General features: G+C 46.7%; 11 protein-coding genes. 2 read left to right on the top strand and 9 right to left on the bottom strand.

The window, feature by feature from the left end:
* Positions 1-13: 13 nt before the first annotated feature.
* The 3 genes from spoT to gmk all read right to left on the bottom strand — a co-directional run bounded on the left by spoT (position 14) and on the right by gmk (position 3,350).
* Positions 14-2,122 carry a bifunctional GTP diphosphokinase/guanosine-3',5'-bis pyrophosphate 3'-pyrophosphohydrolase gene (spoT, locus tag Q1A08_RS05065; RefSeq protein ID WP_299770450.1) on the bottom strand — a complete coding sequence of 703 codons (2,109 nt, stop codon included), beginning with the start codon at positions 2,120-2,122 and terminating at the stop codon, positions 14-16.
* Positions 2,123-2,286: 164 nt separating this feature from the next.
* A complete protein-coding gene (rpoZ, locus tag Q1A08_RS05060) occupies positions 2,287-2,547 on the bottom strand; it encodes a DNA-directed RNA polymerase subunit omega (RefSeq protein WP_299770448.1) in 261 nt (86 codons plus the stop codon).
* Between the two features lie 185 nt (positions 2,548-2,732).
* Complete coding sequence (gene gmk, locus Q1A08_RS05055; RefSeq protein ID WP_299770447.1) at positions 2,733-3,350, bottom strand: guanylate kinase; 618 nt, start codon at positions 3,348-3,350, stop codon at positions 2,733-2,735.
* 127 nt (positions 3,351-3,477) lie between these two features.
* Between gmk and Q1A08_RS05050 the strand changes: the two genes are divergently transcribed.
* Complete coding sequence (locus tag Q1A08_RS05050; protein WP_299770444.1) at positions 3,478-4,374, top strand: neutral zinc metallopeptidase; 897 nt, start codon at positions 3,478-3,480, stop codon at positions 4,372-4,374.
* Between the two features lie 51 nt (positions 4,375-4,425).
* On the opposite strand, the gene Q1A08_RS05045 is transcribed toward Q1A08_RS05050, so the two are convergent.
* The 3 genes from Q1A08_RS05045 to Q1A08_RS21490 form a co-directional block, all read right to left on the bottom strand.
* Positions 4,426-5,832, bottom strand: coding sequence for a PhoH family protein (locus Q1A08_RS05045; RefSeq protein WP_299770442.1), 1,407 nt, complete (start codon positions 5,830-5,832; stop codon positions 4,426-4,428).
* A 427-nt stretch (positions 5,833-6,259) separates the two neighbouring features.
* The gene (locus Q1A08_RS05040; protein ID WP_299770440.1) at positions 6,260-6,721 is read right to left on the bottom strand and encodes a PAS domain-containing protein; all 462 of its coding nucleotides are present in this window, start codon (positions 6,719-6,721) and stop codon (positions 6,260-6,262) included.
* Between the two features lie 5 nt (positions 6,722-6,726).
* On the bottom strand, positions 6,727-7,803 hold the full coding sequence (locus tag Q1A08_RS21490) for a response regulator (RefSeq protein WP_363323489.1): 1,077 nt from the start codon (positions 7,801-7,803) through the stop codon (positions 6,727-6,729).
* 284 nt (positions 7,804-8,087) lie between these two features.
* Here Q1A08_RS21490 and Q1A08_RS05030 point away from each other — a divergent pair, with 284 nt between their 5' ends.
* Complete coding sequence (locus tag Q1A08_RS05030) at positions 8,088-8,651, top strand: hypothetical protein (protein ID WP_299770438.1); 564 nt, start codon at positions 8,088-8,090, stop codon at positions 8,649-8,651.
* A gap of 89 nt (positions 8,652-8,740) precedes the next feature.
* On the opposite strand, the gene Q1A08_RS05025 is transcribed toward Q1A08_RS05030, so the two are convergent.
* The 3 genes from Q1A08_RS05025 to Q1A08_RS05015 are packed head-to-tail and all read right to left on the bottom strand — an operon-like array spanning position 8,741 to position 14,525.
* A complete protein-coding gene (locus Q1A08_RS05025; RefSeq protein ID WP_299770436.1) occupies positions 8,741-12,391 on the bottom strand; it encodes an SbcC/MukB-like Walker B domain-containing protein in 3,651 nt (1,216 codons plus the stop codon).
* Complete coding sequence (locus Q1A08_RS05020) at positions 12,391-13,053, bottom strand: DUF4194 domain-containing protein (RefSeq protein WP_299770434.1); 663 nt, start codon at positions 13,051-13,053, stop codon at positions 12,391-12,393. Before Q1A08_RS05020 ends, Q1A08_RS05025 begins: the two co-directional genes overlap by 1 nt.
* Positions 13,054-13,061: 8 nt before the next feature.
* Positions 13,062-14,525, bottom strand: a complete 1,464-nt coding sequence (locus Q1A08_RS05015; protein ID WP_299770432.1) for a Wadjet anti-phage system protein JetA family protein — start codon at positions 14,523-14,525, stop codon at positions 13,062-13,064.
* Between the last annotated feature and the right edge of the window lie 129 nt (positions 14,526-14,654).

Here is a 14,654-nt window from a genome sequence, read left to right as displayed (position 1 = left end):
GGTTTTTAACTTACTAATTTTTGCTGCGAGTCAGCTTAATTACCGAGTGCATATTGCGCACCCGGCGAATAACGTTGGCGAGGTGAACACGATTTTGCACACCGATACAGAGCTCAATCACGCTGTTGTGGGCATCGCGTTCATCCACATTGATGCGTTCGATATGGGCGCCGGCTTCAGCCATGCGATTGGCAAGGCTGGCAATGATTCCGCGCTGGGATTCTACTTCCACCTTAATATCAACTAAGAATTCGCCACTGACATTAGGAGCCCAGTTTACCAAACTGATTTTTTCTGGAGAGTGACGCAGTTCTGCAATATTGTTGCAGTCTTCTACGTGCACCACTAATCCTTTACCGGCACTTAGGTGGCCAATAATTGGGTCGCCCGGAATTGGGCGGCAGCAGCGGGCGAAGCTAATCAGCATGCCTTCATCGCTGTCGATCATTAGTGGTGAGTGAATATTAGTGGCTTTATTGTCCTCGGCGTCTTGCTGCAGGATATTGGCGACAGCATTCGCCAAGCGGTTACCAAGGCCTATATCTTCTAGTAAGGCTTCCATATTGTTCATATGGGTTTCGTCTAGAAGTAGTTGAATCTGATTTTCAGAAAGCTCGTCTAGGCGGGTATTAATATTTGCCAGAGCTCGGCCTAATAAACGCTCACCCAGCTCGATAGATTCGTGGTGGCGCTGATTCTTCAAGAAGTGACGAATAGAGCTACGTGCCTTACCCGAAGTTGTGAAGTTCAGCCACGCAGGGTTGGGTTGTGCGCCTGCGGCGGTGATGATTTTAACTTTTTCACCGCTCTTTAATGGCTGTGATAAAGGCGCAAGGCGATCATTAATTCGGCAAGCGACACAGCGATGCCCTACCCCTGTGTGAACTGAGTAGGCGAAATCTACCGCTGTTGCCCCAGAGGGTAAGCTGATAATTTTGCCTTTGGGGGTAAATACATAAACCTCATCTGGGAAGAGGTCGATCTTAACGTTTTCAATAAACTCTAATGAGTTACCGGCCTGTTGTTGAATTTCGAGTAGACCTTGCACCCATTGCCTTGCCCTAGCCTGGTTACTAACAGGGCTATCTTCGTCGGCTTTATAGAGCCAGTGCGCAGCAATACCTGTATTGGCTAGCTCGTCCATTTCCTTGGTGCGAATTTGCACTTCAATGGGCACACCGTGCATGCCGACCAATACCGTATGTAGCGATTGATATCCATTGGCCTTGGGGATAGCGATATAGTCTTTGAATTCGCTAATTACCGGTTTATAAAGATTGTGCATTACCCCTAGTACGCGGTAACAGGTGTCTACATCTTCAACAATAATGCGGAAGGCATAGACATCCATAATTTCGCGGAAAGATTTCTTTTTGGCGCGCATCTTTTGATAGATGCTGTAGAGGTGCTTTTCTCGCCCGAGTACTAATGAGGCGATGTCTTCTTTTTCAAGTCGTGTTTCAATCGCGCTTTGGATATTCTCGACCAGCTCTTTGCGATTGCCTCGGGCTTCTTGCAGTGCTGCCTGCAAGCGTCGAGCACGTAGCGGATACATCGCCGAGAAGCCGCGATTCTCGAACTCGATACGCATATCGTTCATGCCCAGGCGGTGAGCGATAGGGGCGTAAATATCTAGGGTTTCGGTGGCGATGCGCCGCATCTTTTCTGAAGCCAGCGCTCCCAAGGTACGCATATTATGTAAGCGGTCGGCCAGCTTCACCAATATCACGCGGATATCGTTGGCCATGGCCAGGGCCATTTTTTGGAAGTTCTCGGCCTGCTTTTCTTCGCGGGAGCCAAACTCGATTTGGGTTAGCTTACTCACCCCATCGACCAGCTCGGCAACGGTATCGCCAAATTGGTTGGCAAGTGCCTTTTTGGGGATGCCGGTATCTTCGATAACGTCGTGCAGCATGGCGGCCATCAGGCTTTGATGGTCCATATGCATTGAGCTTAAAATTGCTGCGACAGCCAGTGGATGAGTTACATAAGGCTCACCACTACGACGGGTTTGCCCGTCGTGGGCCTGCTCGGCATAGTAGTACGCGCGTCGGACAAGGTTGATCTGCTCTGGATCAAGATATGATGAGAGTCGATTGCTGAGGGACTCAATGGTTTGCAAATTAGGCTCCAGTAACTCAAGAACCCCGTAGATAGATCACATCACACGGCGGCCAGAAAACAAAAAAGCTAGGGCGTTAGCTCTTGCTAACGTGCCTAGCTTTAAAAGTAACACATTCTGTGGCTATTAACAGCCGGAGGTCAGTGCCAAATTACGCTTTTGTTTTACAGCTCGATGCCTGGCTCTTGCATAGGCATGATTGGCATTTCATCTTGCTCATCTTCTTCAACATCGAACATGGCAGGATCAATCAAACCTTCTTCGATTTCGCGCAGTGCGATAACGGTAGGCTTGTCGTTTTCCTCTGGAACCATAGGCTCTTTACCCTGCACGGCGATTTGACGCGCGCGCTTGCTGCCAACAATTACCAGTTCAAAACGGTTATCAACGTGGTTGAGGCAATCTTCAACGGTGATACGGGCCATTAGTCTTTCCTATTCTCAAATTTGCCCAACATTTGGGCCTTTAGCAAAAATCATCTACCGCTGAGTTATAGCCTGAATGAGGTATTTTTGCAAAATACCTAGCTAAGTTAGAGCCATAGATATAAAAAGGGGCGCTAGTGTACGCATTTTGACCAGGCCAGGCAAGGGCTGGCCTGTATTTGCACTTATTTTAGCAATTCTTGCAGTAGCTCTTTGTGGCGATGCTGTTGTTTCGCTTGGCGTAGTCTTTGACCGCGCAAAATAGCCTTAAATTCGATCAAAGCTTCATCAAAGTCGTCATTAATTACCACGAAATCCGACTCTACATAGTGGCTCATTTCGCTAACAGCCTCGGCCATACGGCCATCAATGATGCTGTCGTCGTCTTGTCCGCGGCCGGTTAAGCGTTGGCGCAGTGCTTCCTGGCTTGGCGGCAAGATAAAAATGCCCAGCGTGTCCGGCATTAGGCGCTTTACTTGTTGAGCGCCCTGCCAGTCGATTTCTAAGATTACATCACCGCCTTTGGCTAAGGTTTCTTCCACCCAGGCTTGTGAGGTACCGTAGTAGTTACCGAATACTTCGGCGTGCTCCAAAAAGGCACTTTCGCCTAACATCGATTGAAAATCATCTTGGCTAACAAAGTGGTAGTTGACGCCATTTTCCTCGCCAGGGCGCATTGCCCGCGTGGTGTGGGAAATGGATACCTGAACATCGGCCAAGGAATCGATTAAGGCCTTTACTAGGCTAGTCTTGCCAGCACCTGAAGGGGCGGAAACGGTGTATAGAGTGCCGCTCTTGCTCATGTAAAATCTCGTACTATTAAGCGTGGGTAAGGTTTTATAAGGTATATTGCCATTTTAACCTAAGCCTTAGAGCCTTGCTCGCTTTGTTGAGGGCTTAGCAGCCAATTAGAGATATTGAGGGTAGCTCATGAAATGGCGAGACAGTCGTCGCAGCGATAATGTTGATGATCAGCGCAATAATTCACCATCCCAGTTTGGCGGTGGTGGCTCGATAGCGAACTTCTTGCCCATTATTCGTATGCTGATCGGCACTAAGGTGGGCAGAATCGTGTTGGCTGTTGGCGCGATTGCTTATTTTCTAGGCTTTAATCCTTTGAGTTTATTGCAGCCGGGTCAACAAGGCCTTAGTCAGGCTAAGGTACAAAACAGCCAGGAAGATAATTTGCGGGCTGACTTTGTGACCGCAGTACTCGGGCAGACCGAAGATGTTTGGGGCGCAATATTCCAACAGAGCTTCGGCAAAGCCTACCCGCAACCGCGCTTAGTATTATTTCGTAATGGAGTACGCAGTGCCTGCGGCCAAGCCTCCTCGGCAATGGGGCCCTTTTACTGCCCAGCCGATGATAAAGTGTATTTAGATTTGGGTTTCTTTGATGAATTGGCTCGTCGCCATGGCGCCCCTGGTGACTTTGCCCAAGCTTATGTTATCGCTCATGAAGTAGGCCATCACTTGCAAAATGTGTTTGGTATTCTTGATAAAACTCATCAAGCTAAACGCCGCCTCAGCAAAACAGAGGGCAATGCCCTGCAAGTTCGTGTAGAGCTGCAAGCTGATTGCTATGCTGGTGTATGGGCTCACCATGCTCAAAAGCAGCAGCAGATATTGGAAGCCGGTGATGTGGAAGAGGCTCTGCAAGCGGCCAGTGCAATAGGTGATGATACCTTGCAAAAACAAGCTCAGGGTTATGTAGTACCCGATGCTTTTACCCATGGCTCATCCGAGCAAAGAATTCGCTGGTTTAAAAACGGCTTGCAGCAAGGTAACTTGCAGAGTTGCGATACTTTTAAAGCGGCGAAGTTGTAGTCATTTTCTTGGGTCAGAACCGAAGAGGTTCTGACCCGCTTGTAGTGTTATTTAAAGGTGCGATTCCGCGTACTCGGCTAAGATCGATCGAGGTACGCCCTGCAGTTGAATATTCCCGCCCTGTTGAAAGCCCTTAAAACGCTCACTCAGATACGTTAAACCCGAACTGGTCGCATTGAGATAGGGGGTATCGATTTGAGCAAGATTACCCAAGCAAATTACTTTCGAGCCTGAGCCTGCACGAGTAATAATGGTTTTAATTTGATGGGGCGTTAGGTTTTGGCACTCATCAATCAAAATCAAGCTATGTTGAAAGCTACGGCCGCGAATATAGTTCAGAGACTTAAAATGCAAAGGTACCTTGTTAAGCACATAATCAACGCTTCCCGAGCAATCTTCGTCATCACAGTGCAAGGCTTCTAAGTTGTCGGTAATGGCACCCAGCCAGGGCTCCATCTTTTCAGCTTCGGTTCCAGGCAAAAAGCCGATGTCTTCGTCCAAGCCTTGAGTGGAACGAGTGGCGATAATCCTGCGATAGTATTTATTTGCAACGGTCATTTCGATTGCCGCTGCCAAAGCCAAAATGGTTTTTCCTGAGCCCGCCGAGCCCGTTAGGTTAACAATATGCACATCAGGGTCGAGTAATAAATTTAAGGCGCAGGCCTGATAGATATCCCTAGGCTTTAAGCCCCAAGCCTCGGTTTCCATTAATTGATGTTGATCTAGATGTAATAGTTGTACTTCTTCTTCGCTTACCTCGAGCACCCTGCCAACAAATCCCTGCTCGTCTAAAACAAACTGATTGGGTGTGCATTCTTGCAAAATTTGGCAGCGTTTTAGGTGATGGGTGGTTCGTCCTAATTCTTGCAGAGTGTCGACTTGCTGAATTTGATCCCAGAAGCTGCCCGAGAATTCCAAGAAACCTTTATTCAGCTTTTCAATATCGGTAACAAGTTGATCGTTATGGTAGTCCTCAGCTTCGATACCGCAACCTTTAGCTTTTAAGCGCATATTGATGTCTTTACTGATAAGCACTATATGTTCTTCTGGGTTCTGGCGCTGTAAAAAATAGATGTCGTTGAGTATTTTATTGTCGTTGAGATGGGTGGGTAATGTGCTGACACCTTCTGGTGTTTTCTGCATGATTATGGATAAGCTACCAAGCTCTGGGCTTTTTTCACCACGCTTGATGGGCACGCCAGCTTCAATTTCATCCAAGTCTGCACGGCCTAAAATTTTGTCCAGCTCTCGAATAGCCTGCCGGCAATCAGCAGCGACAGCATTGCGACCACTTTTCAAAGAATCAAGTTCTTCAAGTACGGTCATGGGGATGGATATTTTATGTTCTTCAAAGTTCAGTAAAGCAGTCGGATCATGAATTAAAACATTTGTATCTAATACATAGCGAGTGCTTTTTGTTTTTTGTGTATTCCTAATGGTTAACAGCGATTCACCCATATGTAATCCCTTTTTTGGTGGAATGGGAATGACTGAGCTAGTTCGGCAGTTTAGCTTGCTTAGCAAAGCCACCTTTGATTTTTATAACAGTATTGGATGATTAAAACTAGGGCTTAATCGTTACGATTTTTTTAAATTTTGGCGCTTTAATCTAGAGTAGATGCGCGGCGTGAACCCACAATATTTTCACCTTTAGGTCTCTTTGGCAAGACTTTGTGGAAATTTATTTTTTAGAAATTTTGTGGCTTGTAAATATCCCAAACAAATCAGGCGCTTAGAATTTTAGTGTTGGTGATCTAAGTGGTGTGCAAGTGGTAGAAACTATGAATAAATCAGCGCTTTAAAAAGCCACTTTTAAAGGAAAGTTAATTGAGTAAACAGTTGAACTGACAGGCGGCTAGAGCATCTAGTTCCGCCTGAACGGTTTTTAGGCGCTGAGCGCAGCGGTGTTTTCTTGACCGAGTTTGTACATCGCTTCTTCAGTCACATCATAAACTATGACACAGATATGATTAACCTCTCCAGTCGTTGACACCAATGGGATGATGGTAGTGTTCTGATACATATGAGGCGCTGTACAGGTAATGGGGCGATAGGTTTTGAATTTAAACAGATAGGGCCTTTGCTCCCAACTACTAAACGCACTACTTTGCAGAAGAAATACCGACTCGGCTTTGCTACGAAATCGGGCCTCATCAATTTCTGGAAATAGTTCAAAGAGGTTTTTGTCCTTAGTGGAATTGGGGTGCTGACCGCTATGGTTTTCCATAAAGCCGTTCCACAACTGAATATTGTAGTCTTTATCCAATACCGCAAGGCCGACATCGACATTTTGTAAAATATCGATGTACCAATAGAATTCTTTTAATTGATCATCTTGTTCGATCATGGTGTTTAGTCGTCCAATAAGTAAGATGCATGGTGCGCCAAATGAGGGATGCTATCTTCGGTAAAGAACAGCAAGAGATCGCATTTGATTGGATAGTCTTCTATGGCATAGCTTAGTTCGATAGCTAATGTTCGTTGCCAAGCCTGGTTATTGGTTTCCAAAAGTTGGCTTACGTCGCAATGCTGCCCTAAAACTACTGGAGCACCGCGGCTGAAATGAAGGTCTAGCTGTTCGGCCAAACCTTTTAGATAGGCGCCTACAAGAATATTTGAAATATCCATGAGTACTTCGAGTTCAGCACTGTCGTCAAGCTGCCCTTTATAGTTTAAGAGGGCTGCCATATCGCCAAAACTAGAGTCGTTTAAAATCAGTAATGCCTCACCACTGATGCCAGAGCCGATGAACCCCTGGCAAACCCCGGAGGTTTCGTCAAAATCCTCAACTGAGGCAAAAGCCATGCATAGTTCACTGACTTCAATAAGATTGACGTTGGGAATTGGGAGCTCTACAAAGACTTTAAGCAAGCGAGCTAGCATGTCGCCCGCTTGCCCCATGGCAACATTTGAAATTTCTTGTAAGCAATCGCGAAGCTGGGGGTCTAGCTCCTTAATGCTATTGTCGCTTTCGCTCTTGTTAAGCTCCAAAGGTTTACTAGGCTTCTCTTTGACTACTTGAGGCTCAACGACCTGCTGCTCATTATTTGCGAGCAGCTCAGCATCAATTATGCCGTACTCAAGCAACATACTGGTTAGCTTGTCTTTATCGACAGGCTTCTTAATGAAATCGATAGCCCCAAGCTGTCTTACCCGGCTGCGGGCTTCTGGTTGAATGTCACCAGAAATGACAACGACCATCGTCTCGAGATCTTGTGCGCGGATCGCCTCTAGGACTTCATAGCCGTCCATAACGGGCATATTGAGGTCTAGTAGTAGCAATTCAGCCTTGCCTTCTTTGATCGCGTCAACGCCTTCTTGGCCATTTGTCGCAAAGCTAACATCAACAGGCCAGCCATCAGGCAGAGAGCGGGCGCATTGTTTACGCGCCATATTGGAATCGTCACAGATTAATACAGGAGTGGACATGGTTTGCTCTTATTTTTGAAACTACTAATAAATGTAGCAGAGAATTTCCAGCTTTCTGCCTGATATCGATGACTTGGTGATTCCTGCGCAAATTTTTAGAGGGCTTGTTCGCTAAGCATCCAGTTTGTGTGATTTATTTCCTCAAAATACTTGTAGTTATTCATTTGAGGTTCAACTTGGAAAAGCATAATGTTTGGCTCTTTAGTGCCAGTAGGCAAATAAAACCATCAAACTAACTAATTAACTTCGGTTTGGGGTCCAGGTATTACCCACAGGGAAGAGTAATGAGTGAGCATAAAATTGTTTTCGTAGGCCCCTCTGGTGCAGGGAAAAGCACGGCTATCAAAACCATCAGCGAGGCTCGATCAGCATTTGATGATCACGGTTTAGGCCTAGCAAATCCCCAGCATAATGTGCTGTTTGGGGACTCGATCGACTATGAATTGATCAATATGCGTGATGGGCAATCTATGCATTTGTTGGGCACCCAAGGTAGCCAAAACAGTGAAACTATCCAAGTTTTGCTCCGACGAGGAGTGGCGGCGGTGGTGATACTGATCAGCAATGCGGTGCACAACCCTTTAGCGATGTTAAGGGAGCAGCTATTACAAATAGGAGATTTGGCGAAAAGCACTCACATTGTGGTGGGTATCAGTCATATGGATGTTAAACCCGATCCTGGTGCGACGGTTTTTAGCCGCGAATTACATAAGTTTCAGGTCTTCGAATGTTTAGATCAGAATATCCCCTTGCTAGTTGTTGATCCGCGAGACCACCAAGATATGGGCCTGCTGCTTGAAACGGCGCTGTACATCAGCCGTCAAGATGAGCAGCAAGAGTTGGCTTAAGTTTTTGCTGAGATTGTTAAACTAGCCGTAGCAAAGAGGCCGCCTAGCGCAGGTACTAGGCGGAGAATCCGAGTATCGCTTAGCTAGGCTCAGATCCCTTCCATAAAATCTAACATCGCTTGGTGTCTAACCGTCTTACGATGCTTGGCCCATAACTCTTTGATTTTGTCAGTGTTGCAAACCTTACGATCCACTAACACTCGGGTTTTCAGTTCCCCCACGGCCTGTGTGGCAGGGCACTTGCTGAAAATAGTTTGATGGCTGATCAGATCCATAAATGGCCCAGATTTACTGGTCGGCATAATAAACAACAACTGCAAGCCAAGTGATTCGGTAAGATAATGGATCACCTGGCGAGAGCGCGTTTCGTCCATCTTGGAGAAGGCTTCATCCACAAGCACCATGCGACAATGGGTATTACCTTCATTAAAGCGAAATGCTGAGGTTACCGCCGCCGCGCGAATAATGTAGGCAGGAGTCTCCAGTTGTCCACCGGAGCCGGTGCCGTAGGTGCTAAGGGCAATTGCCTCTTTGTTGAGTGGCTCTTTATAAATCTCGTAATTGCGATAATTACGATAGTCACTGATGCGATTGAGCTCACGTAAGGCAGTCTGTTCATCCTTATCTAACAACATGGCGAGTAATCTATCGCGAACCTGTTGTGATTTTTTACTCAGCTCGGCATCAAATAGAGAGTTGCCATCACCGAGGTCTGGGGTATCAATAACTTCCTTAAAGAATTTATAGTATTCCTTAAATTCTGGAATCCAATCGTAGCCAAAGAAAAAGCGTTCTCGATCGTCACCAAAACGGTGATGTTGAAGTTCAAGGTTTAAAACTTCGAGTTGCTCCTTACCATCACCAATTGCTTGATATATCGAATGACATAAATTGCTCACAAAGGCCGTATTAAAACTGTCTTTGAGGGTTAGCAAATTTTCATGTTTTCCAACAAGAACGTTGTTTTTTAGCGAATGATAAACGCCATCAATGTTTTGCTGGGCCTGTTGAACCTGCTTGTACATCTCAACACTGTCGCGGCTATCACTGCTGGAGAAATAAGGAATAACACAGTGACTATTACATAATTGGTTGTGTTGGCTCAGTTGTTGATCAAGGCGACGCTCAATTTGTTCGAGCTGCCCTTTTAAATCATTGCACTGAGGCAGCAAACTGTCGCTGGCATTGCTGGCGATATGTTCCGCTTTACTCAGCGCTTCTTGGCTATCGAAGTTGCTGCTATGTTTGGCAATATCATCGACGGCAGCCTCACCTTGTTCGAGCTGCAGCTGTAAGCTGTCTTGCTCGTCGGCTAATTTATCAATGGCAATTTCAAGTTGCTGAGATTTGTTTTTATACTCGCCTTGGGCCTGATGCTGTTCATTGATTTGCTTTTCTAAAGATAGATGTTCACCTTTTAACTGTTGTAACTGCGCCTCGAGGTCATCAAACTCGCTGAGATCAAGGTTGCTAATGTCTTGCTCGGCTTGCTCCAATTCGCGATAACAATCTAGTAACTCATGAACGATATCTACCGACTTAGGCGCAGTAATCTTGTCGCAGGCGTCTAAGCAATTAGCTGCTTCTCGATAAGATATTTCTAAATGCTTGCTCTGCGCTAAAAGCTCGTCAATTTGTTCACGTTTGGCAACTACCGCGCGATCACGAGCGCCCTGGCCAAACAGCAGATCGCCTGCATCAATATCGCAGCGGAACATGGCATAGTTGCCTGCGCCAATGCCGTTGGCGCATAAGCCGCGATGGAGGCCTCGAAGTTCTTTTTCATCTTCCGCACGCACCACGCTGCCGTAAGAAGCACGAATATAATATTCGGCGGTTTTATGGCTGAACTCCATTAACTCTACAATAGAGCCCTTGGGTGTGTTGAGTCGACTCGCATCTCGAGCTGCTTTGTGGCCTTGAATCACTCGAGCTCTATTCTGAGCGCCTCGCCTACCGCCAATGTTTCGAACAATGGCGATTGCCTCGGCCTCATAATTGGCCTCTACGATAATGCCAAATCTGGCGCCGCCGATATATCCTTCGATGGCCATCTGCCACTGTGGATTGCTGATTTCAATAAAATCACAAAGTACGGCCGGTTTGGCCTCTGGGCACTCTTGCTCAATGGCGTTTAAGGCCTGCTGTATATATCCAGGGTAAGAGATTTTGCTTTGACCAAGGCGTTGAACTTCAAGCTCACGAGCATCGATTTGTTGGCGATTTCTATCTTGTTTTTCTCGGCGTCTCTGAGCCAAAGCAAACAACTGATCTCGCAGGCTGTCCTGGGCTTCTTCACTATGGTGCACCACTGAGTAAAGATGTTGATGGCTATTATCTCGCTTGACGAGTTCCTCTAACTTCTTTTCTAGGTCACCGCTGCCAAGGAAATCGATGGTCATCAGTTTTTGAGCATCGATGCCGGTTTCATCTCCAAGGGATATCACTTGCTTTAGCGCTTTTTGGCATGGGCTGTGGCCTATGCTTGGGCACTCTAACTCCAGCGAGCTTTGCTGGATGGTTTTAAGAAGTTTCTGGGCCTGTTTATAGTTTTCGCTAAAGTTGTGCAGTTGTTGCAGCAGTAGTGGTGCTTGGCTGCTGAGTTGTTGCTGCGATCTTTCCGCCAAAGCTTGTAGCTCATCTTTGTCTTTTAGCGCAGAGATGCCCTTTCGTTTAGCGGTAAGCTCGGTGATTTGATCGAACAAGATGCTTTTTTTGCGCTCAGCCAGCTCGATTCTGTGCAAGCCATCTTTGGCAGACAGCTGATTTTGTTGCTGCTGATCTTTCTTAGCGAGGTAACTTTTTTGCAGGCTGCGTTGTCTGCGGTAGAGCTCGGCATATTCCAAGACTCGAATTTGTTGCCAAATATCCAAAAACTCAAAGGCGTTGCCATTAGCGTATTCCAAGCGATCAATGGATTCATTGAGGGCGCGGGTTTCTTGCTCCATGCCATGAATTGTTTTCATGAGTTCTGAAACCTGGCGGATATCTTCGCTTAGATCCTTAGGTTCGAGAACTTCTCTGGCTACAAATTCATTGATACTTTTAACTGGCTTATAGGCCATAAAGTTGGAAAATGTCTTGGCAGCGTGTTTCGCTTCGCGATCTGAAACCGCACCGCTCTGTCCGCGAAGAGCGCCATATAGGCGGCGCAAATAGCTGCTTTTTTTATCGTAGCTCTCTACCGCTTGCTGGCCGAACTCAATGCGCAAGTTTTTGGCAAGGTTGCCCATAGGCAGGATATATTTTCCGCCCTTATCTTCTTTTACAAAGGTGGCAAGGTTGATAGCGCCAACAGGGATATGCTCGCTAGGGGCAATTAAAAAAAGCAATTCATCTTGGCGGGCCTGGCGCTGTTTTCCGGCAGTTTCCAGGCTAGCTTGTACCGCCATTATTGCCCAGAACGCCTGCCCGCTTTCGCCTTGAGTAGGGTGAAATAAAGCGGCTATATAACCTTGGCATTTTGCAGGGCGGGCATAACTCCCGTCGTCACAGCCTAATATATAGGATGCTAGAGTTCGAACCTGCTTTCCGCCACGGCCGCGCTGACTGGTTTCGTCTTGCCCCGGGTTGTAATTAAATAAGTTTTCATGTGCAGCGGTCATTAATGTTTGCAGCGCATCCGCCGCTGTGGTTTTGCCAGATCCATTGCCGCCAGAAAATAGATTGACGGGGCCGAAATCAAATTCGATCGGGGGTATATTGCCCCAGTTAACGAGGATAGCCTTCTTACAGAACATTAGTCATCTCCCGCGCTTTGGTTGAGACCAGTTTGACTTTCCGGATCTAGTTGTGCGAGCACCTCATGGCTGACTAAGCTGCTAATGCCGGGCTGAATGCTGATCCAACTCTCTGCATCGTCATTGCCGGTTTCGCCGTTGAAACGAATAATACGCAGCTGTCGTAAATTGCGAAAAAGTTGGCGACGCTCTTGCTGAGCTTCTGGCAGTTTGCGTTTGAGGAGATTGTTTAAACTGATGGCAATTTCTTCCATAGAGATCAAAACACAACCTTTGTCGTCAACTAAGCCTTCACGCAGAGACTTTTCATACTCCACACGCAATACCAGTATCAAGGCCATTTCCATCTGATTGGGGCGATGACGAAAGCCTTGATTGAATGGGCTATGCTCGTCATCTTGAAGGCTCGGGGCCTTGGCGCCAGGTGGGTATATTCGGACAAAACAAAACTGTTCATCATGTTCGATACGAACACCAATAATTGATAGGTAATCATCAACCAGTTCTTGGCACTGTAAGTAGCGGTCGTAAAGCGCAGCTTCAATTTGGCTTTCATCACGGTTGATAATGCCATAGTCCAAAAGGCGAATCATTAGCTCTGAAAAGTCTTCCACTCGAATGGCTTTTTCATGTAGAGCCTGTTGTAGCATTTGATTGAACATAAAATTTGTTACTTGTCTGTTGCTGGCGCTGTGCCGCGTAGTTCGATGGTGAATTCGTCAAAGTTCTCGAAGTACTCATTACTCTGTGGATCAGTGCTTAAGTACTGTACGTCGAATTGTAAATCTGAGCTTTGGTTATTGACGGCGCCAATCTCAATGGCGGAAGCCATGCTCATTAAACTGTGAGCATCTTCGATTTGTAACTCGCTGGTGGCGATTTGACGCCCTCCACGTAACGAGTCGACAATGTAATTGCGTAAGTTTTCTTTATTGTTAACAAAGGCTTGATCGAGCAGTTGCTGAATCATTAATTCGCGTTGCGCTTCGCTGTCCAATTCAGGGGCTTCTTGTACCGCGGTGCTTAGCGCGACGGCACTTTTACGCTCTTGCCATTTGATTTGAGCTGGATCTATAAAGGCAAGACGCATGCTGGCGCACTCTTCTGCGGCAGCGCTAAGACGTTGCTGGAAGCTTTCTTCATCAAGGTCCGCGAGCTCACGACAAGTTTCAACTAAGTTATTATCAGCTTGGCTATGCAAATAACTTAGTTGGCGAATAATAATGTCGGCCCGTTTGGTAAAGCCATGTAAGGCGCTACGAAGTGCGGGCAGCATGATATCGGCAGCACTGCGCATGCGTTGTTCTATTTGTTCTAGCAAAAAGTACAAATAAGATTGATCTTCAGAACAAAGATCAGGCACAACGCGGCGCAGCTCAAGCTCTGCCTGTTGTTTAAAGGATTTGGGCTTGCTCCGAATTTTACGAATGATCTTCTTAATGTCATCGCGGTACTTCTCAACGCTGTCGGCTGAAAGGCGAACCTGGATATCGGGCTGAAAGCGTTTTTCCATAAACTCAAAAAACTGCTCGCTGGCTTGTTGTACCAACTGCTCTGCTTCGACTTCACGAACCAGCTCACGTTTACGTTCTTCTAGCTCGGCAATGATGTCCGTAAAATCGGTAATAATTCGTTCTGAGTGATCGAAAGCATCTAATAAATCATAAACTTCAGCGCGGCTGTGAAATGCTTCCAAAGAGTTTAGCGTGTTGCGCGTATTGCGGTGGCGAGTACGAATCTGGCTGCTGTCGGCCTCTAGCAAAGCTTGGGCAAAAACCCGGCCCATACGGCTGAAAGGGAAACTGGTAGCCAAGGTGGCAGGGTCTACTTGACGTTCTATCCAGCCGCAGTCGATAAGTAGCTTAAGTAACCAGCTGGCCTGCTCACGCGGGGTTTTAAAGCGTAATTCTTGATCTGCACCGTCTTCACTATCACTTTCCAAGACCAGCTTGGCGTTACGGGCGAGTGCCTCAGTGAAGATGTCGATGATCAAGTCTCGATCAGGGGCATGTCCGTAGTCTGCCGTAGCGCTGTACTGACGTTGGTAGAGCAAGGTTAGGCAGCCGGCTACCTGTGCTCTGTATTTGCCAGTTAAGGCTTTAAAAAAGTGTAAACGTTCAGCGCTAAAAAACATCGATAACCCTCGGCATTCCCTGCCATAGCGGGGCCAAAAGCGAGGATTTTACGCCTTTGCTGAGGAGCGGTAAATATGAGCTTTCGAATCGGGACTAATGGGCATTATTCAGGCTTGTCTGGCCGGGGT

This window comes from uncultured Pseudoteredinibacter sp. (assembly GCF_947500695.1).
GTDB lineage: Bacteria > Pseudomonadota > Gammaproteobacteria > Pseudomonadales > Cellvibrionaceae > Pseudoteredinibacter.
Note: the sequence above shows the minus strand (reverse complement) of the source record. Positions and strands in the feature narration are given on the sequence as shown.